Source organism: Streptomyces sp. NPDC054794 (assembly GCF_053611585.1).
The window spans coordinates 1-22188 of the sequence record NZ_JBSHAQ010000019.1; the positions used below are offsets into that span (position 1 = coordinate 1).

Consider the following 22188-nt stretch of genomic DNA (forward strand, 5'->3'; position numbering starts at 1 on the left):
TATAATACACCTACACTTGTGGTGTCGCGGCCCCCCGCGCGACCGGAGATCCGGTCCGCGGGGCGCCTCGTTTCCCACGCCGGACGGCCACCGGCGACCGGCGACCGAGGGGCATCCACGCCGACGGTCATCGGCCGCCAAGGGCCAACGGTCACCAGCAGCGCACGGCCATCAGCAGCCGACGGCCATCAGCAGCCGAGGGCGGTTGGCGGCCACCGGTCACGAGCAGCCCACGCCCATCACCAACCCACCGCCATCAGCGGCCAACGGCCATCAACAGCCGAGGGCCACCAGCAGCCGAGGACGGTTGGCGACCACCGGTCACGAGCACCCCGCGCCCATCAGCAACCCACCGCCATCACAGCAGCCGACTGTCATCAGCGGCCAACGGCAATCAACAGCCGACAGCCACTGGCGGCCACCGGGCACCGGCCACCGGCAGCCCACGCCCATCAGCAACCCACGGCAATCAGCAGAAGCCCCCCACGGCAACGACACGCCCGAGCACGCGAGCCGTACGGCGCCCGGTCGGCGGCCGTGGGGGCGCCCGCCTCGCTGATGCTCCCTCAAGTTCCCGGCCCTGGGCGCCGGTGGCTTCGTAGGAGCCTGCTCGGGTTCGTCCGGTGGCATCCTGGAGGCAGTCGGGGGCGTGCGAGAGGGCAGGTGGAAGGCATGGTGGGCGTGTCCGCTGGGGAGGGCGCCGGGGTCCGGGACACGGCGGTGCCGTCCGTGGCCCCGCGTGCCATGCGCGCCGATGCCCGCCGCAACTACGAGCGGTTGCTCACCGAGGCCCGTGCCGCCTTCGCCGAGCACGGCACGGACGCGTCCCTGGAGGACGTGGCCCGTCGGGCGGGCGTCGGTATCGGCACGCTGTACCGGCACTTCCCGAACCGGCACGCCTTGATGAGCGCGGTCTTCGAGGACGCGGTGAGCGAACTCCTCGCCCGCTCACGCGAACTGCTGGACGCGCCCGAACCCTGCGCGGCCCTGGTGACCTGGCTGCGCGAGATGGTCACGCACGCCGGTGAGTACCGTGGCCTGGCGCGGGCGCTGATGTCGGTGTCCACCGACTCCGGTTCCGCGCTGGCCCGTTGCAGCACCCCGATCCACGAGGCGGGCGGCGCGCTGCTGGCCCGCGCTCAGGCGGCGGGCACCGTACGCCCCGACGTCTCGATCGGCGACCTCCTCCAACTGACCCACGCCATTGCGCTGGCGGCGGAGGAGTCACCGGGAGACTCTGACCTGGCGGACCGCTTGCTGAAACTGACGCTACGCGGCCTGAAGGGATAGACCGCCCGCGCCCCTCAACGCCGCCGCAGATCCGCGACACGAGCACGCTCGGCCCCGGCCGCCTGCTCCCCCAGCACCGTGGCCGACCGCAGCGCGGCGCTCGGCACCTGCCCCCGCCGCGGCCCCGGGAGGGCTACGTCCCGACGCGGCTGGCGCGCCGGGACCTGATCACCCCCCGGGCTCCCGGACGCCCCGGCCACGGCGATCTGCACCCCCTGGTCGGCCAGGGCCTGCAGCTCGGTGGCGGCACGGTCGTCGTGGCCCGGCGGCTCGTCGGTGACCAGGCGGGTGATGAGGTCGGTCGGCACCGTCTGGAACATCGTGTCCGTGCCCAGCTTGGTGTGGTCGGCGAGGACCACGACCTCCGCGGCCGCCTGGACCAGCGCGCGGTCGACGGACGCCGAGAGCATGTTGGACGTGGACAGCCCGCGCTCGGCGGTCAGACCGCTCCCGGACAGGAAGGCCTTGGACACCCTGAGCCCCTGCAGGGACTGCTCGGCGCCGGAGCCGACCAGGGCGTAGTTGGAGCCGCGCAGGGTGCCGCCGGTCATCACGACCTCGACACGGTTGGCGTGCGCCAGCGCCTGGGCGACCAGCAGGGAGTTGGTGACGACGGTCAGGCCCGGCACCCGGGCGAGCCGGCGCGCCAGTTCCTGTGTGGTGGTACCCGCCCCGACCACGATGGCCTCGCCCTCTTCGACGAGGTTCGCGGCGAGATCGGCGATGGCCGTCTTCTCGGCGGTCGCGAGATGTGATTTCTGCGGAAAGCCGGACTCTCGCGTGAACCCGCCCGGCAATACCGCACCGCCGTGTCGGCGGTCGAGCAGTCCTTCTGCCTCCAGTGCGCGCACGTCCCGCCGTACGGTCACTTCGGAGGTCTGGACGACGCGGGCGAGCTCACGGAGCGACACGGCCCCGTTCGCTCGCACCATTTCGAGGATCAATTGACGACGTTCTGCAGCGAACACGAAACTGACAGTAACGCGGGCGACCGTCTGCTTTCAGCAGTTTGCGCCGAATAACAGAAGTTGTTCGCACAGCAGGACAGGAAGTGGTATACGGCCTAGCCATCCCGCCTATGCCGCGCGCATGCCACGGCAACTCCCCGTGACCAGCGGGGAGTCGGTATCGGACGGCCTCGGGCGGCCTCGGACGCGCTCGGACGTCGCGATGCCGCCACGGGGGCGCCGCGCGGCCGCCGTGGTGCCGCCTACGCCTCGCCGGTCGCCTTGCGGGTGTGGAGCTGGCGGGCCACCTCGGCGATCGAGCCCGACAGGGACGGGTACACGGTGAAGGCGTTCGCGATCTGTTCGACCGTCAGATTGTTGTCGACGGCGATCGAGATGGGGTGGATCAGTTCCGAGGCGCGGGGCGCCACGACCACACCGCCGACGACGATCCCCGTACCCGGACGGCAGAAGATCTTCACGAAGCCGTCGCGGATGCCCTGCATCTTGGCGCGCGGGTTGCGCAGGAGCGGGAGCTTGACCGCCCTGGCCTCGATCTTGCCCGCGTCGACGTCGGCCTGGGTGTAGCCGACGGTGGCGATCTCCGGGTCGGTGAAGACGTTGGAGGAGACGGTCTTGAGGTTGAGCGGGGTCACCGCGTCGCCGAGGAAGTGGTACATGGCGATACGTCCCTGCATGGCCGCGACGGAGGCGAGGGCGAAGACGCCCGTCACGTCACCGGCCGCGTACACGCCCGGGGCGGTCGTGCGGGAGACCTTGTCGGTCCAGATGTGCCCGGACTCGCGGAGCTTGACGCCGGCCTCCTCCAGGCCGAGTCCGGCGCTGTTGGGGATGGCGCCGACGGCCATGAGGCAGTGCGAGCCGGTGATCACGCGGCCGTCGGAGAGGGTGACCTCCACCTTGTCGCCGACGCGCTTGGCGGACTGGGCGCGGGAGCGGGCCATGACGTTCATGCCGCGGCGGCGGAAGACGTCCTCCAGGACCGCGGCGGCGTCCGGGTCCTCGCCGGGCAGCACGCGGTCGCGCGAGGAGACGAGGGTGACCTTGGAGCCGAGGGCCTGGTAGGCACCGGCGAACTCGGCGCCCGTGACACCGGAGCCGACCACGATGAGCTCGTCGGGGAGCTCGGTGAGGTCGTAGACCTGGGTCCAGTTCAGGATGCGCTCGCCGTCGGGCTGGGCGTCGGGCAGCTCGCGCGGGTGACCGCCGGTGGCGATGAGCACGGCGTCCGCGACGAGGGTCTCCTCGGTGCCGTCGGCGGCGGCGACGACGACCTTGCGGGAGCCGTCGAGTGCCTGCATGCCCTGCAGCCGGCCGCGGCCGCGCATGACCCGGGCGCCGGCGCGGGTGACGGAGGCGGTGATGTCGTGGGACTGGGCGAGCGCGAGGCGCTTCACACGGCGGTTGACCTTGCCGAGGTCGACGCCGACCACCCGGGCGGCCTGCTCCAGCGGCGGGGTGTCGTCGGCGACGATGATGCCGAGTTCCTCGTACGACGAGTCGAAGGTGGTCATCACCTCGGCCGTAGCGATAAGGGTCTTCGACGGCACGCAGTCGGTCAGTACCGACGCTCCGCCCAGACCGTCGCAGTCGACGACGGTCACCTCCGCGCCGAGCTGCGCTGCCACCAGCGCCGCTTCGTATCCGCCGGGTCCGCCACCGATGATCACGATCCGAGTCACGTACTCCATTGTCCCGCACGCTTCAAGGTGCTTCTGCCCGGGGTGAGCGTGCCGTTGCCCACGGGGCGGCCGAGGCACGTGTTTTCGCTGCCGTACTCTCGACCCATGGCGCTCTATGCCGCGTACGCCGGCAATCTCGACGCGCGGCTGATGTCCCGCCGCGCCCCGCACTCGCCGCTGCGCGCCACCGGCTGGCTGAACGGCTGGCGGCTGACCTTCGGCGGGGAGCAGCTGGGCTGGGAGGGCGCGCTCGCGACGATCGTCGAGGAGCCGGGGTCCCAGGTCTTCGTCGGGCTGTACGACATCGCCCCCATGGACGAGGAGTCCCTGGACCGCTGGGTGGGCGTGGGTCTCGGCATCTACCGGCGCGCCCGGGTCCGGGTGCACACACTGGACGGCGAGGAGCCGGCGTGGGTGTACGCGCTCAACGGGTACGAGGGCGGTCTGCCGTCGGCCCGGTACCTGGGTGAGCTCGCCGACGCGGCGGAGTCGGCCGGCGCCCCGCACGACTATGTGATGGAGCTGCGCAAGCGGCCCTGCTAGGGCACCGGCGCCCCTTGGGCCACTTTTGTCCCAACCTTTGTTGGAAACGACAAGACAACGATCGCCATCCCGTGAGCTCTGTCATCTACGCGCGTAGGCCCGAACCGGCTACCCTCATCCGCGTGAACGCATCTCTTCTTCCGGACGACATCCAGGGCGACCCCTATGCCGCCGCCGACGCGGCCGCCGCGCGCCTGCGCGAGCTCACGGGCGCCGAGACCCACGACGTCGCCCTCGTGATGGGCTCCGGCTGGGCTCCGGCCGTCGACGCCCTTGGCGCTGCCGACGCCGAGTTCCAGGTCACCGAGCTGCCCGGCTTCCCGCCGCCGGCGGTGCAGGGGCACGGAGGCAAGGTCCGCTCGTACAGCATCGGTGACAAGCGCGCGCTGGTCTTCCTGGGCCGCACGCACTACTACGAGGGCCGGGGCGTCGCCGCCGTGGCGCACGGCGTGCGCACCGCGGTGGCCGCCGGCTGCAAGACCGTCGTGCTGACCAACGGCTGCGGCGGCCTGCGCGAGGGCATGCGCCCCGGCCAGCCGGTGCTGATCAGCGACCACATCAACCTCACCGCGACCTCGCCGATCGTGGGCGCGAACTTCGTCGACCTCACCGACCTGTACTCGCCGCGCCTGCGCGCCCTGTGCAAGGAGGTCGACGCGACGCTGGAGGAGGGCGTGTACGCCCAGTTCCCCGGCCCGCACTACGAGACCCCGGCCGAGATCCGCATGGCCCGGGTGATCGGCGCGGACCTGGTGGGCATGTCGACGGTGCTGGAGGCCATCGCCGCGCGCGAGGCCGGTGCCGAGGTGCTGGGGATCTCGCTGGTGACGAACCTCGCCGCCGGCATGACCGGGGAGCCGCTGAACCACGAGGAGGTTCTGCAGGCGGGCCGTGACTCGGCCGCCCGGATGGGTTCGCTGCTGACCCAGGTGCTCGGCCGGCTGTGACCGCCGCCCGCCGCTCCTGAGCGCACGGCAACGCACCACGCACCCGCACTTCGAACGAGAGGTTGACCCGACGTGCACGACGATCTCATCGCCCGGGCCCAGGCGTGGCTGGCCGAGGACCCCGACGCGGACACGCGCGAGGAACTCGCCAAGCTGATCGACTCCGGGGATGTCACGGAGCTCGCCGCGCGCTTCGCCGGCACCCTGCAGTTCGGCACCGCGGGCCTGCGCGGTGAACTCGGGGCCGGTCCGATGCGGATGAACCGCTCGGTCGTCATCCGGGCAGCCGCCGGTCTGGCCGCCTACCTCAAGAAGGAGGGGCAGGCCGAGGGGCTCGTCGTCATCGGGTACGACGCCCGGCACAAGTCCGCCGACTTCGCCCGGGACACCGCCGCCGTGATGGTCGGGGCGGGGCTCCGCGCCGCGGTCCTGCCGCGGCCGCTGCCCACCCCTGTCCTGGCGTTCGCGATCCGGCACCTCGGCGCGGTCGCGGGCGTGGAGGTCACCGCCAGCCACAACCCGCCCCGGGACAACGGCTACAAGGTCTACCTCGGCGACGGCTCGCAGATCGTGCCGCCCGCGGACGCGGGGATCGCGGCCGAGATCGACGCGATCCGCAGCCTGCACGACGTGCCCCGGCCCGACTCCGGCTGGGAGACCCTCGACGACGCCGTCCTGGACGCCTATCTCGCCCGTACCGACGCCGTCCTGGCCGAGGGCTCGCCGCGGGGCGCCCGGACCGTCTACACGGCGATGCACGGCGTCGGCAAGGACGTCCTGCTGGCCGCGTTCGCCCGGGCCGGCTTCCCGGAGCCGGTGCTGGTCGCCGAGCAGGCCGAGCCCGACCCCGACTTCCCGACCGTCGCCTTCCCGAACCCGGAAGAGCCCGGCGCCATGGACCTGGCCTTCGCCGCGGCCCGCGCGACCGGTCCCGACCTGGTCATCGCCAACGACCCGGACGCCGACCGCTGTGCCGTGGCGGTCGGGGACGGGGGCGACTGGCGCATGCTGCGCGGCGACGAGGTCGGTGCCCTGCTCGCCGCGCACCTGGTCGCGCGCGGGGCGACCGGCACCTTCGCCGAGTCGATCGTGTCCTCGTCCCTGCTCGGCCGGATCGCCGAGAAGGCCGGGCTGCCCTACGAGGAGACCCTCACCGGCTTCAAGTGGATCGCCCGGGTGGACGGTCTGCGCTACGGCTACGAGGAGGCGCTCGGCTACTGCGTCGACCCGGCCGGGGTGCGCGACAAGGACGGCATCACCGCCGCCCTCCTGATCACCGAGCTCGCCTCCGGTCTGAAGGCGCGGGGGCGCACGCTGCTCGACCTGCTCGACGACCTGGCCGTCGAGCACGGGCTGCACGCGACCGACCAGCTCTCGGTGCGGGTGCAGGACCTGTCGGTCATCGCCGACGCGATGCGGCGCCTGCGCGAGCGGCCGCCGACCGAGCTCGCGGGTCTGGCCATCACCCGGGCCGAGGACCTCACCCGGGGCACGGAGAAGCTGCCGCCCACCGACGGGCTGCGCTATACCCTCGACGGCGCCCGCGTCATCGTCCGGCCCAGCGGCACGGAGCCCAAGCTGAAGTGCTACCTGGAGGTCGTCGTACCGGTCGGCACCCACGCCGCCCTCCCGGCCGCCCGCGCCCGTGCGACCGACCTGCTCGCCGCCATCAAGCACGACCTCGCGACGGCCGCGGGCATCTGAGCCCCAACCCTCGCTCTCGATGGGGTGCCTTCACCATGGCAGGTGGGGGCACCCCTTCGGCGTTTCCGTGGCCACCAAGGGGCCGGCATCGGGGGACCGGAGGCCTTGGTCCGTGATTCCCCCTCCTGGCGCGCCGCTCTGGCCCCTTCCGGCCCGAGCGGCAGTCAGCTCAGCCCACCGCCGGCAGCACCGCTGCAGCCACCGTGGGCGCCGCGCCCGGCACAGCCGGGACCGGAGACCCCTTGGTCGGCGGCTGCCCTCTGTGCGCGCCTCCAACCTCTTCCGGGAAACCGCCGGGGAAGCCGTGCGTCGGCCCACGCGGCAGCCGACTCAGCCCACCGCCACCAGCACCACTCCAGCCCCCGCGAGCGCAACGCCCCGCACAGCCAGGACCGGAAGCACCCTCAGCCGACAGCTCCCCCTCCGCGCGCGCCACTCCGACCCCTACGGGAAACCGTCGCAGCATCGGCCCGCCCGGCCAGGACCGGAAGGACCCCCGGCCGACAGCTCCCCCTCCGCGCGCGCCACTCCGACCCCTACGGGAAACCGTCGCAGCATCCGCGGGATCGGCCCGCCCGGCCAGGACCGGAAGGACCTCCAGCCGGCAGCTCCCCCTCCGCACGGCCCTCCGGCCCCCTCTCAGGAGGCCGTCGGGACATCCGCGCATCGGCCCATGCGGCCGCTCGCCCGGTCGGCTAGGCCCCTCCGCGCGCGCCGCTTGCCGCGACCGGCAAGCCGGTCGGGGCATCCGCGCGTCGGCCCGCCCGCCCGGCCGCCCCGCCCAGCCGACTCAACCCACCGCCAGCAGGATCGCCAGCAGGATCGCGCCGGCCACCGCCGGTGCCGCGATCTCGTACGCCCAGCGGACCGTGACCTCGCCCTGTGCCGACTCGGCGTGCTCCTGGCGTTCCAGCGTGGCGCGCAGGTCGTCCATGATCTTGTCGGTCTCCGCGCGGTGCGGTCCGTCCGTGGCGGCGGAGCCGCGCGGGCCGCCGCCGAGGCCACCGCCGCCGAAGGCGCCGCCACCGAACATCCCGGATCTGCCGCCCCCGCGGGCCTCCGCCTCGGCGCGCGCCTGGCGGCGCGTCGCCTTCTTGCGGGCCCGCAGCGAGACCGGGATGGCCCACAGCTGGTACTTGTCGCCGGACTTGACGACGACCTCGTTGGAGTAGCCGGAGCGCAGGGAGACGATCTCGCCCCACGGCACGGTGACCACCCGGAAGGGGTTGCGCACGCGCAGCCGGTCGTCGTTCGCGAAGACGGCCGGGCGCAGGGTGAAGGCGATCACCAACGGCACGAGCAGGATCAGCCCGGCGAGCGCCAGCCACGGCGTGTGGCCGCTGCCACGGAACAGCGCGTCGATGCCGAGCCACCCGACGAGGGCGAGCAGCAGCACACCACCCATCAGCCCCAGGGGTGAGCGGTAGATCCGGTCCTTGGCGGCGGGCGCCGAGGGCTGTGGCGCGGGTGACTGGTGGTCCGGGGTCGTCATGCTCCCGATTCTGCCCGACGACCCCGGACTGCTCATATGCGGTCGCCGACGATGTGATGAGCGCCCGGGGGCTGTACAGCCGCTACGCGCGTAGATATGGTGGCGTGGTGACCATGCCCACTTCTGCTCCCTCCCCCACTGCTAAACGCGTGGGCGGTACCCCCATCGCTGACGTCACCGCGTCCGACAGCACGCTGCGCCGCTTCCTGCACGGGTTGCCCGGCGTCGACGCGGTCGGCCTGGAGGCGCGCGCCGCCTCTCTCGGCACCCGATCCATCAAGACCACCGCGAAGGCGTACGCCATCGACCTCGCCATCTCGATGGTCGACCTGACGACGCTGGAAGGCGCGGACACCCCGGGCAAGGTCCGGGCGCTCGGCGCCAAGGCGGCCCACCCGGACCCGACGGACCGGACGACCCCCACGACCGCGGCCGTCTGTGTCTATCCCGACATGGTGGCCGTCGCCAAGGAGGCGATCATTGCCGCCGGCAAGGCTCCGGACGTCAAGGTCGCCTCCGTCGCCACCGCCTTCCCGGCCGGCCGTGCCGCCCTCGACGTGAAGCTGGCCGACGTCCGTGACGCCGTGGCCGCGGGCGCCGACGAGATCGACATGGTCATCGACCGCGGGGCGTTCCTCGCGGGCAAGTACCTGAAGGTGTACGACGAGATCGTCGCCGTGAAGGAGGCCTGCGGGGCGTCCGCCCGGCTCAAGGTCATCTTCGAGACCGGCGAGCTGTCCACGTACGACAACATCCGTCGGGCCAGCTGGCTCGGCATGCTGGCCGGGGCCGACTTCATCAAGACCTCGACCGGCAAGGTCGCCGTCAACGCGACCCCGGCGAACACCCTCCTCATGCTGGAGGCCGTGCGCGACTTCCGCGCCCAGACCGGGGTACAGGTCGGCGTGAAGCCGGCCGGCGGCATCCGCACCACCAAGGACGCCATCAAGTTCCTGGTCCTGGTCAACGAGACCGCCGGCGAGGACTGGCTGGACAACCACTGGTTCCGCTTCGGCGCCTCCTCGCTCCTGAACGACCTGCTGATGCAGCGTCAGAAGCTGGCCACCGGCCGTTACTCCGGCCCCGACTACGTGACGGTGGACTGATCCCCATGGCATCCGCATTCGAGTACGCACCCGCCCCCGAGTCCCGCTCGGTCGTCGACATCGCGCCGTCCTACGGTCTGTTCATCGACGGCGAGTTCACCGAGGCCGCCGACGGCAAGGTCTTCAAGACCGTCTCGCCGTCCACCGAGGAGGTCCTCTCCGAGATCGCCCAGGCGGGCGAGGCGGACGTCGACCGCGCGGTCAAGGCCGCCCGCAAGGCCTTCGAGAAGTGGTCGGCGCTGCCCGGCTCCGAGCGCGCCAAGTACCTCTTCCGCATCGCCCGGATCATCCAGGAGCGCAGCCGTGAACTGGCGGTCCTGGAGACCCTGGACAACGGCAAGCCGATCAAGGAGACCCGCGACACGGACCTCCCGCTGGTCGCCGCGCACTTCTTCTACTACGCGGGCTGGGCGGACAAGCTGGAGCACGCCGGGTTCGGCACGGCCCCGAGGCCGCTCGGCGTCGCCGGCCAGGTCATCCCCTGGAACTTCCCGCTCCTCATGCTGGCCTGGAAGATCGCCCCGGCGCTCGCGACCGGCAACACGGTCGTCCTGAAGCCGGCCGAGACCACGCCGCTGTCGGCCCTCTTCTTCGCGGACATCTGCCGCCAGGCGGGCCTGCCCAAGGGCGTCGTCAACATCCTTCCGGGATACGGCGACGCGGGCGCCGCCCTGGTCGCGCACCCGGACGTGAACAAGGTCGCCTTCACCGGCTCCACGGCCGTCGGCAAGGAGATCGCGCGCACGGTCGCCGGCACCCGCAAGAAGCTCACCCTCGAACTGGGCGGCAAGGGCGCCAACATCGTCTTCGACGACGCCCCGATCGACCAGGCCGTCGAGGGCATCGTGGGCGGCATCTTCTTCAACCAGGGCCAGGTCTGCTGCGCGGGCTCCCGGCTGCTGGTCCAGGAGTCGATCCAGGACGAGCTCCTCGACTCCCTCAAGCGCAGGCTCTCCACGCTGCGCCTGGGCGACCCGCTCGACAAGAACACGGACATCGGCGCGATCAACTCCGCGGAGCAGCTGGCCCGGATCACCGCGCTCGCCGAGCAGGGCGAGGCGGAGGGCGCCGAGCGCTGGTCCCCGGCCTGCGAACTACCCGAGAGCGGCTACTGGTTCGCCCCGACGCTGTTCACGAACGTCACGCAGGCGCACACCGTCGCCCGCGACGAGATCTTCGGCCCGGTGCTGTCGGTCCTCACGTTCCGTACGCCCGACGAGGCCGTCGCCAAGGCCAACAACACGCAGTACGGACTGTCGGCGGGCATCTGGACGGAGAAGGGCTCCCGGATCCTGGCCGTCGCGAACAAGCTGCGCGCCGGTGTCGTCTGGTCCAACACGTTCAACAAGTTCGACCCGACCTCGCCCTTCGGCGGCTACAAGGAGTCGGGCTTCGGCCGCGAGGGCGGTCGCCACGGTCTGGAGGCATACCTCGATGTCTGATAAGTCCGAAACGATCGAGCGGCTTTCCGTCTTCAAGACCTACAAGCTGTACGTGGGCGGCAAGTTCCCGCGTTCCGAGAGCGGCCGGGTGTACGAGGTGACGGACTCGAAGGGCAAGTGGCTGGCGAACGCGCCGCTGTCGTCCCGCAAGGACGCCCGTGACGCGGTCGTGGCCGCGCGCAAGGCGTTCGGCGGCTGGTCCGGCGCGACCGCCTACAACCGGGGCCAGATCCTCTACCGCATCGCCGAGATGCTTCAGGGGCGCCGCGACCAGTTCGTGCGCGAGGTGGCCGAGGCGGAGGGCCTGGCCAAGTCGAAGGCCGCCGCCCAGGTGGACGCGGCGATCGACCGCTGGGTCTGGTACGCGGGCTGGACGGACAAGATCGCCCAGGTCGTGGGCGGCGGGAACCCGGTCGCGGGCCCGTTCTTCAACCTGTCCTCCCCCGAGCCGACCGGCGTGGTCACCGTGCTGGCGCCGCAGGAGTCGTCCTTCCTCGGCCTGGTCTCGGTGATCGCCCCGGTCATCGCGACCGGCAACACGGCCGTCGTGATCGCGAGCGAGAAGTCCCCGCTCCCGGCGCTGTCCCTGGGCGAGGTGCTGGCCACCTCCGACCTGCCCGGCGGTGTCGTCAACGTCCTGTCCGGCCGTACGGCGGAGATCGCGGCGCCGCTGGCCGCGCACCAGGACGTCAACGCGATCGACCTCGCGGGCGCCGACGATGCGCTGGCGAAGGAGCTGGAGATCGCGGCGGCGGACAACCTCAAGCGCGTCCTTCGTCCACAGGCTGTGGACAACTGGTCGGCGACTCCGGGCACCGAGCGCATGACGGCGTTCCTGGAGACGAAGACGGTCTGGCACCCGACGGGCTCGCTGGGCGCGTCCGGCTCGTCGTACTGAGCCGGCGCCCGGGCCCAGTACCGGGCCGGCACACAGGCCGAGAGCCGCGCCACCCCTCCGTCCGGGGGCGGCGCGGCTCTCTTCGTGCGCTTCGCGTACTTCGCGTACTTCGCGTACTTCGCGTACTTCGCGTACTTCGCGTACTTCGCGTACGGGCGACGGGTGCCGTCAGCCCCGGCCGCCGCCCAGTACCCCGGTCACCTGCCCCAGCACCGGCACCGACCCGAGCGACCGCGACTCGGCCACCGGACCGGTCAGCGCCTGCGAGGAAAGCGGCTGGAAGTCGGCGACCTGGGTGCCGACGCCGTTGTCGAGCGGGTCGACGCCGGTGCCGGCGAGGGGGTTGGGCTTGAGGCCGGTGACCGGGCCCGTGACATAGCCCAGCGTGCCGGTCAGCGCCTGCGCCCCCGCCTGCGGGTCGATCCTGCCGAGCGAGGTCGGCCGCCAGGGCACGTCCACCGGCAGGGTGGAGTCCGCGGAGGCCGTCGCCGCGCCCGCGCCCAGGGCCGCTCCGGCGGTCGCGAGGGCGATCAGGGCGCGCTGCGCGGTGGGGTGCTGGCGGGTCGCGTGTCGTGCCATTGCTGATGCCACCTTCTGGTGCACAGGGTAATGAGGTCGACACAAAGGGTAGTTGAGGTGTGACGCACGCACCAAAGCCGACCCGCGGGGTCGGCAGCGGGCGCCCCATACGTCAAACTGGTGTTCCGTGAGCCTTCATCCCCCGTCACCCGCCCGTGTCGTGCTGCTGTGCGGCCCCTCGGGCTCGGGCAAGTCCCTCGTCGCCGCCCGCTCCGGGCTGCCCGTCCTGCGCCTCGACGACTTCTACAAGGAGGGCGAGGACCCGACGCTGCCACTGGTGGAGGGGAGTTCGGACATCGACTGGGACCATCCGCTGTCCTGGGACGCGGACGTCGCCGTCGAGGCCATCACCAGGCTGTGCGCCACGGGGTCGACGACCGTGCCGGTGTACGACATCTCGCGAAGCGCGCGCACCGGCGAGGAGACGCTGTGCATCGACCGCACCCCGGTGTTCATCGCGGAGGGCATCTTCGCCGCCGAGATCGTCGAGCGCTGCCGTGAACTCGGAGTGCTGGCGGACGCGCTGTGTCTGAGCCGCGGGCCGGTCACCACCTTCCGGCGGCGCTTCCTGCGGGACCTGAAGGAGGGCCGCAAGTCGGTGCCGTTCCTGCTGCGCCGCGGCTGGCGGCTGATGCGCGCGGAGCGGTCGATCGTCACCCGCCAGGTGTCGCTGGGCGCCCACCCCTGCGATCTGGACGAGGCGCTCGGCAGGCTCGCCTCCGCGGCGGTGGGACGGCAGGCCCGGGCGCAGACGCCGGCCTAGCCGGGCACGGCGGCCCACGGCGGCCGTACAGGGCTGTCGGACACACGGAACCGGCCGTAGACACGGAAACGGGACTGGATGGACCCCCCGGCCCTCCAGTCCCGCCTTCCTGCGCTCCCCCGCGTCCCCCGTGGTGGAGCTCCCCCGTGCTTCCCCCGTGGGTCCCCCCGGACCCCCGTTTCCCCCGTCGGGCCCGTCGCGGCCTGCGGCCGCGGGACCCTGCCTTCAGGCGACGAGCTCGCCGAAGGCGTTCTCCTCGTCACGGCCGAAGCTGAGGACCTCGTCCTCGCGCAGCCGGCGGAGCGACCGCCAGATGCTGGACTTCACCGTGCCGACACTGATGTCGAGGATCTCCGCGATCTCCGGGTCCGTGCGGCCCTCGTAGTAGCGCAGGACCAGCATGGTGCGCTGGAGCTCGGGCAGCCGGGCCAGCGCCTGCCACAGGACCGCGCGCAGCTCGGTGCCGCGCATCGCGTCCGTGTCGCCGGGCGTCTCCGGCAGTTCCTCGGTCGGGTACTCGTTGAGCTTGCGGCGCCGCCAGGCGCTGATGTGCAGGTTCGTCATGGTGCGGCGGAGGTATCCGCCGACCGCCGCCTTGTCGCTGATCCGGTCCCACGCCCGGTACGTCGAGAACAGCGCGCTCTGCAGCAGGTCCTCGGCCTCGAAGCGGTCGCCGGTCAGGTGGTAGGCGGTGGCGTACAGGGAGGCGCGGCGCTCCTGGACGTAGGCGGTGAACTCCGCCTCCGTCAGCGAGCGACGCTCCCCCGAGTCCTCCCCGTACGCGCTTCCCCCGTGGGCCCCCGTGACCCCCGTCGTGCTTCCCCCCGTGTGCGCGTCAACCACCGACATGTACGTGGTGTGCTGACGCCCGGTGCCGCGAGCGCACCCCCGCCCGCTCACGGCACCGGACTTCTCGGAACCCCGGTTCACGTCGTGCAGACGCGTGACCACTGCGCTGGTGCTCATGCTGTGCAGCGTGTTCATCTCGCGCTCCCCGTCGTGGACTTCCGGTGTTCGATCCGCTTCCTTGCCTGTGCCGAAAAGCTTGCCGAGCGACCTTCATCGCCGTGTCCGCCGACTGTCACAGACCTGTCACAGGGGTCGGCCACCGGGGAATCACCGAGTGTGCACGGGTGGTGGCGGTACCGGGGATTCGAGCGCCTGAGGGCCCCACAGGTCGTACGAGAGCCCCTCCATGGGCCAGAATGAGCCCCGTGCCTTCCCTGTTGCTGATCGAGGACGACGACGCCATCCGTACGGCCCTGGAGCTCTCACTGACGCGCCAGGGACACCGCGTGGCCACCGCTGCCACCGGTGAGGACGGTCTGAAGCTGCTGCGCGAGCAGCGACCGGATCTGATCGTGCTGGATGTGATGCTGCCCGGTATCGACGGGTTCGAGGTGTGCCGGCGCATCCGGCGCACGGACCAGTTGCCGATCATTCTGCTGACCGCGCGCAACGACGACATCGACGTGGTGGTCGGGCTGGAGTCCGGCGCCGACGACTACGTGGTCAAGCCGGTCCAGGGCCGGGTGCTCGACGCCCGGATCCGGGCCGTGCTGCGCCGCGGCGAGCGCGAGTCCAGCGACTCGGCGACGTTCGGCAACGTCGTCATCGACCGCTCGGCGATGACCGTGACCAAGAACGGCGAGGACCTCCAGCTCACGCCGACCGAGCTGCGCCTGCTGCTGGAACTGAGCCGCCGGCCCGGCCAGGCCCTGTCCCGGCAGCAGTTGCTCAGGCTCGTGTGGGAGCACGACTACCTGGGCGACTCCCGACTGGTGGACGCCTGCGTGCAGCGGCTGCGCGCCAAGGTCGAGGACGTCCCGTCGTCCCCGACGCTGATCCGTACCGTGCGTGGTGTCGGCTACCGCCTGGACACGCCTCAGTGACCCAGACGCGAGGGGGTATCCGCGGCTGGGCCGCGGGTCGCAAGGGAACCGTGTCGCGGCTGCGTTTCACCAGTCTTCGGCTGCGTCTGGTCGTGGTCTTCGGGCTGGTGGCGCTCACGGCCGCCGTGTCGGCCTCGGGCATCGCCTACTGGCTGAACCGGGAGGCCGTGCTCACCCGCGCCCAGGACGCGGTGCTGCGCGACTTCGAGCAGGAGATGCAGAACCGGGCCGGCGCGCTGCCCGTGCACCCCACCCAGGACGAACTGCAGCGCGCCGCGGGCCAGATGGCGAACAGCAGCCAGCGCTTCAGCGTGCTGCTGGTCGCCCAGGACCCGAACGGCCAGACGGTGTACGGCAATTCCGGCGGCCTGAACGGGTTCGCGCTGGAGGACGTGCCCACGTCGCTGCGCGCCGCGGTGAACAAGCAGCAGAAGGTGGCCGACGGCAACGAGTCGCCGTACCACGTGTACTGGCAGCGGGTCGTCGACCACGGCACGCCGTACCTGGTCGGCGGGACGAAGGTGATCGGCGGCGGCCCCACCGGCTACATGCTCAAGTCCCTCGAACCGGAGGCCAAGGACCTCAACTCCCTGGCCTGGTCGCTCGGGATCGCCACCGGGCTGGCGCTGATCGGCTCGGCGCTGCTCGCGCAGGCCGCGGCGACGACCGTGCTCAAGCCGGTGCACCGGCTCGGGGTCGCCGCCCGCCGACTCGGCGAGGGCAAGCTGGACACCCGGCTCAGGGTGTCGGGCACCGACGAACTCGCGGATCTGTCACGGACGTTCAACAACGCCGCCGAGGCGCTGGAGAAGCGGGTCGACGACATGGCCGCGCGGGACGAGGCGTCCCGGCGCTTCGTCGCCGACATGAGTCACGAGCTCCGTACGCCGCTCACCGCCATCACCGCCGTCACGGACGTGCTGGAGGAGGAGCTGGAGTCGGAGGCCGGCGGCATCGACCCGATGGTCGAACCGGCCGTACGACTGGTGGTGAGCGAGACCCGGCGGCTGAACGACCTGGTCGAGAACCTGATGGAGGTCACCCGCTTCGACGCGGGCACCGCCCGGCTGGTCCTGGACGACGTCGACATCGCCGACCAGATCACCGCCTGCATCGACGCCCGCGCCTGGCTGGACGCTGTGGAGCTGGACGTCGAACGCGGCGTCCACGCCCGCCTCGACCCGCGCCGCCTGGACGTCATCCTCGCCAACCTGATCGGCAACGCGCTCAAGCACGGCGGGTCGCCGGTGCGGGTGTCGGTGCGCATCGTCGACGACCAGCTCGTCGTCCAGGTGCGCGACCACGGCCCCGGGATCCCCGAGGACGTGCTGCCGCACGTCTTCGACCGCTTCTACAAGGCGAGCGCCTCCCGACCGCGTTCCGAGGGCAGCGGCCTCGGCCTGTCCATCGCCATGGAGAACGCCCACATCCACGGCGGCGAGATCACCGCCGCCAACTCGCCCGAGGGCGGCGCGGTGTTCACGCTGCGGCTGCCCAGGGACGCCTCGGCACTGACGGAGGAGCCCGAGAAGGGCGGCGACGGCGAGAAGGGGGGCGCGTGATGACCGCGCGACCGACGAAGGCCCGCCGGATCCGTGGGCGGGGCGCCCGGCGTCTGCTGGCGCTCCCGCTGCTCGCCGCGGTGCTCACCGGCTGCGGCATCCGGGCCACCGAGGTGCCGACGGACTTCGGCGCGGCGCCCTCGCGGGTGCCGTGTTCGCTGTCCGAACCCGATCTGTCGGCACAGACCTCGCGGGGCGTGCCGGTGCAGGTGTTCCTGCTGTGCGGTTCGTCGCTGGTGACCGTGGACCGCGCGGTGCGCGTCCCGGACGGCACGGCGGACGCCAAGCGGCGGGTGATCGTGGCGCAGGGGCTGCTGGACCAGCTCGCCCAGTCGCCGTCGCCCAGCGAGAAGGACGCGGGCTACACGACGTACGTGCACGGCGGGATGAGCGTGGGCGGGCCGCGGCCCGGGGACCCCGAGGACACGCTGCGCCTGAGCACCACGCCGGACCGCCTGACCGCGTACGCCCTCGCCCAGATCGTGTGCACCTTGTCCGACTCGGCGGCGGCCGAGGGCGACGGCTCGGTCATCCTGGGCGGACCGGGGAGGGAACCGCTGCGGCGCTACGAGTGCACCGACGACGTCCGGGCCCGGCCGGGCACCGCCGAGCCGCCGTCGAGCGAAGTGACAGCGGGCTGAGGGCGGGCCGGGCCACCGGACCGCGGGTGTGTGCGACGCCTCATGCACGCGTGCGTGTCCGATCCGGAACCGATCGTGCACGGGGGCGCGTCTTGGGGGGCGTGCAGCGTGAAGGCTCCATCGGCGGCAGCGCCGCGATCCGCATCCGTGTGACAGGGGGCGTCCTCCTCGTCGCGCATCTCGCGTTCGTCGCCTGGCTCATGCTGCGGCCACTGGACGTCCCCTGGGTGATGCCCGCCAATCTGCGCCCGCTCGCCGGCATCCGGGCCGACCTGGCGCTGGGCTGGGCCGAGGCCGCCCACCGGATCGGGGAGGGCCTCGCCCTGCTCGCCCCGCTGGGCGTGCTGCTGCCGATGGCCCACGGCAGGCTCACCGCCTCCCCGTTCGCCTCCCTGGCCCGTACGGCGGCCACGGGCGCCCTGATCTCCCTGGGCATAGCCCTGCTGCAGACCGGGGTGCCGGGCCGGGTGGTGGACGTCGACTCGCTGCTCCTCAACACGGTGGGCGTGGTCCTGGCGCACCTCGCCGTCGTCCCGGCCGGCCGCGCCTGGCTGCGCCGCCGGGGCGGGCGCGTGGGCCGCGGGGACGCGGCCGCGGCCCCCCAGGGCGAGACCGCTCAGGGTCGGACCCCGACGATTCCCAGGGTCGGCATCGCACCGTAGAGCGACGCTTCGTCCCCTTCGTCTGCGTAGCGTGGATGTCAGATGAGGCAGCCAGTCGGGAGGCCTCGGACCGACGCTCGCGAAGGAGCCGACCATGACCGCCCTTGCCCGCCCCACCCATGGCCGCATGATCGGCGGAGTGTGCGCTGCGCTGGCACGGCGCTTCGGCACCTCCGCGACCACGATGCGGGTGATCTTCCTGCTGTCCTGCCTGCTGCCGGGCCCGCAGTTCCTGCTCTACATAGCCCTGTGGATCCTGCTTCCCGCTCAGGACAAGGCCGGCACGGCGGCCTGGTGAGGTCCCGCACGTCCCGCACGCACGAACGCCGTTGGGGCGCACCCGGTGCTTCCGGGGCGCCCCAACGGCGTGTGGGGGGGCTTGTTCAGCCCAGCGGGATGCCGTTCACCGGCAGGCCGTGCGTGGGCAGGCCCTGCAGCGGCAGTCCGCCGAGCAGGCCCTTGGCCGGGCCGGTCGGACCCTCGGCGAGGACCTTCTCGGCGACCGGCTGCGCGGCGGCAAGGCCCGTACCGACCGCGGCCTGACCGTGGGTGAGGGCCTCACCGGCCCCGGGCAGCGCCTTGCTCACGTTCCCGGTCGGCAGCGTCGAGGTGACGGTGTCCAGGGCCTGCGCGGCCTGGGGAGCGTCGGGGGCGGCCGGGGCCGCGTTGGCCGCACCGGCACCGACGGCGGCGAAGGCGGCACCGAGGGCGGCGACACCGAGGGTCTTGGCAGCAGACTGCTTCATGGTGAATGCGTCCTTGAATGCGATGACGGGGATCAACAAAAGTTCTGAGCGGTCCCCGACCGTAAACACGCCGGGCCGGACGCCGCAAACATCGAAATGCGGACGGATGGTGAAAGCCCGTCCGCATTCCGTGCACCCGTACCCCTCCCGGTCAGCCCTCCGAGTCGACAGATCCGCTGGTGGAAGCGGTCTGCCGGAACAGCCATTCGGATTTGAGCTCCGCGTATCCGGGCTTGACGACGTCATTGATCATGGCCAGTCGTTCATCGAAAGGAATGAACGCTGATTTCATCGCATTGACGGAGAACCACTGCATGTCGTCGAGCGTGTAACCGAATGCTTCGACGAGATGCTCGAATTCCCGGCTCATGCTGGTGTGGGACATCAGACGGTTGTCCGTGTTCACCGTGGTCCGGAAGTGCAGCCGGCGCAGCAGCCCGATCGGGTGTTCGGCGTACGAGGAGGCGGCCCCGGTCTGGAGGTTGGAGCTGGGGCACATCTCCAGCGGGATGCGCTTGTCCCGGACGTAGGAGGCCAGCCGCCCGAGCTTCACCGAGCCGTCCTCCTGGACCTGGATGTCGTCGATGATCCGCACCCCGTGCCCGAGCCGGTCGGCGCCGCACCACTGGAGGGCCTGCCAGATCGACGGCAGCCCGAAGGCCTCGCCGGCGTGGATCGTGAAGTGGTTGTTCTCGCGCTTGAGGTACTCGAACGCGTCCAGGTGCCGGGTGGGCGGGTACCCGGCCTCGGCGCCCGCGATGTCGAACCCGACAACTCCACCGCCGCCCAGGTCGCGGTAGCGGTTGGCGAGTTCGGCGATCTCCAGGGCGCGGGCCGCGTGCCGCATCGCGGTGAGCAGGGCGCCCACCCGGATGCGGTGGCCGTTCGCCCGCGCCTGCTGCTCCCCCTGCCGGAAGCCCTCGTTGACGGCCTCGACGACCTGCTCCAGGGTGAGGCCGGCCTCCAGGTGCTGCTCGGGGGCGTAGCGCACCTCGGCGTAGACGACCCCGTCCTCGGCGAGGTCCTCGGCGCACTCGCGGGCGACCCGGACGAGCGCCTCGCGGGTCTGCATCACGCCGACGGTGTGCGAGAAGGTCTCCAGGTACCGCTCCAGCGAGCCGGAGTCGGCGGCCTCCCGGAACCAGACGCCGAGCTTGTCCGGATCGGTCTCGGGGAGCTGGGAGTAGCCCGTTTCCCGGGCGAGGTCGACGACGGTCCCGGGACGAAGGCCACCGTCGAGATGATCGTGCAGCAGTACCTTGGGCGCCCGGCGGATCTGGTCCGGCGTCGGAAGTGTCCCGGTCGGTGCAGTCTGGCTCGTCATTTCCGCACCGTACTCCCTACGCGCGTAGATCGCCGGGTGTACGAATCCGTCGATACGTAACGGTGACCCCACGGAAGGGTGGCGTACACCCGCGCTTCTGACACTGTTCTGTCATGGCACACCAATCGGCGCCGGAACGAACGGCCAGGCTGGGAAGGGCAGTCGGCCAGGAGCCGACCGCGGTGAGCGGGGCGGTGCTGCTGCTCCCCGGCGGCGAGGAGGTGTCCGCCCGACGGCCGTCGTCCGTCTGGGCGACGTCCTCCGTCCGCGCCCTCGGACGCGTGCTCGCCCGCGCCGGCCGGGGCGAGGGGCTGGCCGCGCACGCCGTCCACTACCGCTACCGCGGCTGGAACGGCAGCGAGGCGCATCTGGCCGGGGACGCGTCCTGGGCGGTCGACGAGGTCGTACGGCGATACGGGGACGTCCCCGTCTGCCTGGTCGGGGTCGGGATGGGCGGCCGGGCGGCACTGCGGGCGGGCGGGCACGAGGCCGTCAACTCCGTGGTGGCGATCGCCCCCTGGCTGCCGGAGGAGGACATGGCCGCTTCCCCCGAGCCGGTGAAACAGCTCGTGGGGCGGCGGGTGCTGATCGTGCACGGGACGAACGACGAACGCACGGACCCGGAGCTGTCCTTCCGGTTCGCCGCCCGGGCGAAGAAGGTGAACCGGGAGGTGTGCCGGTTCGAGGTGCACGCGGATGGGCACGGGCTGCATCAGTACCGGGACGAAGTCCTCGCGCTCGCCTCGGACTTCGTGATGGGCGCGCTGTTCGGGCACCCGGTGGCGCGGCCGGTCGAGGACGCGCTGGCGGCGCCGCCGCCGATCGGGCTGCGGATGCCGCTGGCGGCGGGGTTCGGCAAGTCGCTGAGACGGTAGGGCCGCCTGTCGTCCACGGGCCTTCGTCAGGCGGGCAGGAGGCTGCCCCTGCGTGACAGCAGGAACTTCTTGAAGGCGGCCACGGGTGGGGTGTCCGGGCGGTCGGCCAACCAGGCGACGCCGATCTCCCGTGCCGCCCGCGGGGCCGTGACCGTCAGTTCCACGACGCCCGGCCTGGGCACGGTGGGCGGTGGCAGGAGGGCGACCCCGAGGCCCGCCGCCACCAGACCCCGCAGGGTCTCGGCTTCCTCGCCCTCGAAGGCCACCCTGGGGCGGAAGCCGGCCTGCCGGCACAGGTCGTCCGTGATCCGCCGCAGGCCGTAGCCGGGTTCGAGGGTGACGAAGGTGTCGTCGGCGGCCTCGGCCAGGCGGATGCGACGCCGGCCGGCCAGGCGGTGGTCGGCGGGGACGACCAGGCGGAGCTTCTGTTCGTCGAGACGCCGGGCCACCAGGTCGGGGGCGTCGGGGACGGGAGACGTCAGGCAGAGGTCGAGTTCGCCCGCGCGCAGGCGCTCCAGCATCGCCTCGCCGTAGTTCTGGACGAGGCTGAAGCGGATCCGCGGATGGTCCGCGCGGAAGTCGTGCAGCAGGCCGGGGACCGTCTCGGCGCCCATGGTGTGCAGGAAGCCGAAGGCGACCTTGCCGGTGGCCGGGTCGGCGTCGGCGCGCACCTCGTCGGCCGCGCGCTCGATCTCGGCGAGGGCGCGCTCGACGGAGGCCAGGAAGGTGCGGCCGGCGGGGGTCAGCGAGACGGTGCGGCCGTGCCGGGCGAACAGATCGACGCCCAGGTCCTGCTCCAGGCGGACCATCGCCCGGGACAGGGTCGACTGCGGGACGCGTGCTTCCTGGGCGGCGCGCGTGACGTGCTCGGTGCGGGCGACGGCGGCGAAGTAGGCGAGGCGAGGGGCGAGCACCTTCGCCATCTCCGCCGTCTCCGCCGCTGCCGTCGGCTCCACCATGTCTGCTGTGTCACTGGACGGTGACAGGCGACCCTCTGACCTCTGCTGATGCACCACGGGAACGATTATGGCAAGTCCATGCATTGGACGGATGAGGCGCGACGTCCTTAGGT

22 protein-coding genes are annotated in these 22188 nt (G+C 72.0%); 14 read left to right on the forward strand and 8 right to left on the reverse strand.

Going from position 1 to position 22188, the window contains the following annotated elements:
* The first annotated feature begins 744 nt into the window (after window positions 1-744).
* A complete protein-coding gene (locus tag ACWGKT_RS21080) occupies window positions 745-1290 on the forward strand; it encodes a TetR/AcrR family transcriptional regulator (RefSeq protein WP_356143458.1) in 546 nt (181 codons plus the stop codon).
* A 14-nt stretch (window positions 1291-1304) separates the two neighbouring features.
* Here ACWGKT_RS21080 and ACWGKT_RS21085 read toward each other — a convergent pair whose 3' ends face one another.
* Both ACWGKT_RS21085 and ACWGKT_RS21090 read right to left on the reverse strand, forming a co-directional pair.
* A complete protein-coding gene (locus tag ACWGKT_RS21085; RefSeq protein WP_453274895.1) occupies window positions 1305-2258 on the reverse strand; it encodes a DeoR/GlpR family DNA-binding transcription regulator in 954 nt (317 codons plus the stop codon).
* A gap of 242 nt (window positions 2259-2500) precedes the next feature.
* The gene (locus ACWGKT_RS21090) at window positions 2501-3949 is read right to left on the reverse strand and encodes an NAD(P)H-quinone dehydrogenase (protein ID WP_453274896.1); all 1449 of its coding nucleotides are present in this window, start codon (window positions 3947-3949) and stop codon (window positions 2501-2503) included.
* Window positions 3950-4045: 96 nt separating this feature from the next.
* Between ACWGKT_RS21090 and ACWGKT_RS21095 the strand changes: the two genes are divergently transcribed.
* The 3 genes from ACWGKT_RS21095 (at window position 4046) to ACWGKT_RS21105 (ending at window position 7134) form a co-directional block, all read left to right on the forward strand.
* Window positions 4046-4483 (forward strand): gamma-glutamylcyclotransferase, encoded by a 438-nt coding sequence (locus ACWGKT_RS21095; protein WP_356143399.1) that lies wholly within the window; start codon window positions 4046-4048, stop codon window positions 4481-4483.
* A gap of 122 nt (window positions 4484-4605) precedes the next feature.
* Entirely contained in the window at window positions 4606-5430 is an 825-nt protein-coding gene (locus ACWGKT_RS21100; protein WP_235459807.1) for a purine-nucleoside phosphorylase, read from the forward strand.
* Between the two features lie 72 nt (window positions 5431-5502).
* Window positions 5503-7134: a phospho-sugar mutase gene (locus ACWGKT_RS21105; protein ID WP_453274897.1), complete on the forward strand. Its 1632-nt coding sequence runs from the start codon at window positions 5503-5505 to the stop codon at window positions 7132-7134.
* A gap of 790 nt (window positions 7135-7924) precedes the next feature.
* Here ACWGKT_RS21105 and ACWGKT_RS21110 read toward each other — a convergent pair.
* The gene (locus tag ACWGKT_RS21110) at window positions 7925-8626 is read right to left on the reverse strand and encodes a PH domain-containing protein (protein WP_453274898.1); all 702 of its coding nucleotides are present in this window, start codon (window positions 8624-8626) and stop codon (window positions 7925-7927) included.
* Window positions 8627-8739: 113 nt separating this feature from the next.
* Here ACWGKT_RS21110 and deoC point away from each other — a divergent pair, with 113 nt between their 5' ends.
* The 3 genes from deoC to ACWGKT_RS21125 are packed head-to-tail and all read left to right on the forward strand — an operon-like array spanning window position 8740 to window position 12072.
* Window positions 8740-9732, forward strand: a complete 993-nt coding sequence (gene deoC, locus ACWGKT_RS21115; RefSeq protein ID WP_453274994.1) for a deoxyribose-phosphate aldolase — start codon at window positions 8740-8742, stop codon at window positions 9730-9732.
* 5 nt (window positions 9733-9737) lie between these two features.
* Window positions 9738-11174, forward strand: a complete 1437-nt coding sequence (locus ACWGKT_RS21120) for an aldehyde dehydrogenase family protein (RefSeq protein ID WP_453274899.1) — start codon at window positions 9738-9740, stop codon at window positions 11172-11174.
* Window positions 11167-12072, forward strand: a complete 906-nt coding sequence (locus tag ACWGKT_RS21125; RefSeq protein ID WP_453274900.1) for an aldehyde dehydrogenase family protein — start codon at window positions 11167-11169, stop codon at window positions 12070-12072. Before ACWGKT_RS21120 ends, ACWGKT_RS21125 begins: the two co-directional genes overlap by 8 nt.
* Window positions 12073-12240: 168 nt before the next feature.
* Here ACWGKT_RS21125 and ACWGKT_RS21130 read toward each other — a convergent pair whose 3' ends face one another.
* The gene (locus ACWGKT_RS21130; protein ID WP_453274901.1) at window positions 12241-12651 is read right to left on the reverse strand and encodes a hypothetical protein; all 411 of its coding nucleotides are present in this window, start codon (window positions 12649-12651) and stop codon (window positions 12241-12243) included.
* Window positions 12652-12778: 127 nt separating this feature from the next.
* Between ACWGKT_RS21130 and ACWGKT_RS21135 the strand changes: the two genes are divergently transcribed.
* A complete protein-coding gene (locus tag ACWGKT_RS21135; protein ID WP_453274902.1) occupies window positions 12779-13414 on the forward strand; it encodes a uridine kinase family protein in 636 nt (211 codons plus the stop codon).
* 225 nt (window positions 13415-13639) lie between these two features.
* Here the strand turns inward: ACWGKT_RS21135 and ACWGKT_RS21140 are convergent, their stop codons facing one another.
* Window positions 13640-14398 carry a SigE family RNA polymerase sigma factor gene (locus tag ACWGKT_RS21140; protein ID WP_235460664.1) on the reverse strand — a complete coding sequence of 253 codons (759 nt, stop codon included), beginning with the start codon at window positions 14396-14398 and terminating at the stop codon, window positions 13640-13642.
* Between the two features lie 230 nt (window positions 14399-14628).
* Here ACWGKT_RS21140 and afsQ1 point away from each other — a divergent pair, with 230 nt between their 5' ends.
* The 5 genes from afsQ1 to ACWGKT_RS21165 all read left to right on the forward strand — a co-directional run bounded on the left by afsQ1 (window position 14629) and on the right by ACWGKT_RS21165 (window position 18469).
* Window positions 14629-15306 (forward strand): two-component system response regulator AfsQ1, encoded by a 678-nt coding sequence (afsQ1, locus tag ACWGKT_RS21145; RefSeq protein ID WP_235460665.1) that lies wholly within the window; start codon window positions 14629-14631, stop codon window positions 15304-15306.
* A complete protein-coding gene (locus tag ACWGKT_RS21150) occupies window positions 15303-16868 on the forward strand; it encodes an ATP-binding protein (protein ID WP_453274903.1) in 1566 nt (521 codons plus the stop codon). Before afsQ1 ends, ACWGKT_RS21150 begins: the two co-directional genes overlap by 4 nt.
* On the forward strand, window positions 16868-17509 hold the full coding sequence (locus ACWGKT_RS21155) for a hypothetical protein (RefSeq protein ID WP_453274904.1): 642 nt from the start codon (window positions 16868-16870) through the stop codon (window positions 17507-17509). The genes ACWGKT_RS21150 and ACWGKT_RS21155 overlap by 1 nt, the downstream gene beginning before the upstream one ends.
* A 101-nt stretch (window positions 17510-17610) precedes the next feature.
* Window positions 17611-18171 (forward strand): VanZ family protein, encoded by a 561-nt coding sequence (locus ACWGKT_RS21160; RefSeq protein WP_453274905.1) that lies wholly within the window; start codon window positions 17611-17613, stop codon window positions 18169-18171.
* Window positions 18172-18265: 94 nt separating this feature from the next.
* Window positions 18266-18469 (forward strand): PspC domain-containing protein, encoded by a 204-nt coding sequence (locus tag ACWGKT_RS21165; protein WP_235460669.1) that lies wholly within the window; start codon window positions 18266-18268, stop codon window positions 18467-18469.
* An 85-nt stretch (window positions 18470-18554) separates the two neighbouring features.
* Here the strand turns inward: ACWGKT_RS21165 and ACWGKT_RS21170 are convergent, their stop codons facing one another.
* Both ACWGKT_RS21170 and ACWGKT_RS21175 read right to left on the reverse strand, forming a co-directional pair.
* Window positions 18555-18917: an ATP-binding protein gene (locus ACWGKT_RS21170; protein ID WP_356143417.1), complete on the reverse strand. Its 363-nt coding sequence runs from the start codon at window positions 18915-18917 to the stop codon at window positions 18555-18557.
* 151 nt (window positions 18918-19068) lie between these two features.
* Window positions 19069-20241 (reverse strand): adenosine deaminase, encoded by a 1173-nt coding sequence (locus tag ACWGKT_RS21175; protein WP_453274906.1) that lies wholly within the window; start codon window positions 20239-20241, stop codon window positions 19069-19071.
* 113 nt (window positions 20242-20354) lie between these two features.
* Here ACWGKT_RS21175 and ACWGKT_RS21180 point away from each other — a divergent pair, with 113 nt between their 5' ends.
* Window positions 20355-21116 (forward strand): alpha/beta hydrolase, encoded by a 762-nt coding sequence (locus ACWGKT_RS21180; protein ID WP_453274907.1) that lies wholly within the window; start codon window positions 20355-20357, stop codon window positions 21114-21116.
* 26 nt (window positions 21117-21142) lie between these two features.
* Here ACWGKT_RS21180 and ACWGKT_RS21185 read toward each other — a convergent pair whose 3' ends face one another.
* Window positions 21143-22132, reverse strand: a complete 990-nt coding sequence (locus ACWGKT_RS21185) for a LysR family transcriptional regulator (RefSeq protein ID WP_453274908.1) — start codon at window positions 22130-22132, stop codon at window positions 21143-21145.
* Window positions 22133-22188: the final 56 nt, after the last annotated feature.